Origin of the sequence: Streptomyces sp. NRRL F-5755, from assembly GCF_001279365.1 — a bacterium.
Classification (GTDB): domain Bacteria; phylum Actinomycetota; class Actinomycetes; order Streptomycetales; family Streptomycetaceae; genus Streptomyces; species Streptomyces rimosus.
The window spans coordinates 1-793 of sequence record NZ_LGCW01000175.1 but is presented as its reverse complement, the minus strand read 5'-3'; the positions used below and the strand labels follow the sequence as shown (position 1 = coordinate 793).

The window sequence follows — 793 nt, the reverse complement described above, 5'->3', positions numbered from 1 at the left end:
GTGCTGGAGGGGCGGGGGTGGCTGAGGGGCGTGTGGGGCTGGGACCTGGTGAGGTTCAGGGGGCGGTCGGCTTTGGGGGCCGATGCTTCGGCTTGGCTGGCCGGAGGGCCGCTACCAGCGGTGATGCCCGGCGCTCCGCTGGAGGTGGAGATCTGCGGGTCGGCCGTGGAGCATGGATCTTGGGGCAAGCCCGTGTGGCCGGTTTCCGCGTCCAGGCTTGATCGGAGATCGGGAGGCTGCGGCGCCGTACTGGATGGGGGTGGGCACTCGGCGTGATCAGTGCCCGTTACGTCACCGGGCGGCGGAATCCAGCGTCCGGTCGTAGGATGCGCGGCCCGCGGACGGTACGGCGTACCACCGGGGTAGCACGAGCGGCCCGCCTTCGCTTCCGCGGCCCCGGTCGGCTGTGTGCTCCTGCCGTACGCGGGCTTCTCGCCGTGCGGGGGCTTGCCGTACGGGAACTGCTCGCCGTACGGGGACTGCTCGCCGTACGGCATCCTCCCCTCGTACGGAATCCTCTCGCTGTGCGGGCGACTATCGCCGTACGGATGCAGCGGCCCGCCCCACGCCCACAGCTCACGCACCGCCCCCGCCAACGCCAGCCCCAGCGGGGCGGCCAGCCGCAGCGCACCCCGCTCCTTGTGGGCGAGCAGCACGGCACGCACCTCATCGGCGTAGGGGGCTGCCGCGTAAGTCGGCGGCAAGCCGGGTGGGGCGGGGCTCGGGCGCACTCTTCGGGGGCCTTGGGGGCCTCCCCCACCCCCGCCCCCACCCCTCCCCCTCACCCCCCGGA

At 73.6% G+C, this 793-nt stretch carries 1 pseudogene; it reads right to left on the bottom strand.

The window, feature by feature from the left end:
* Positions 1-578: 578 nt before the first annotated feature.
* Positions 579-793: pseudogene (locus ADK86_RS44505) on the bottom strand (ComF family protein); the annotation flags it as partial.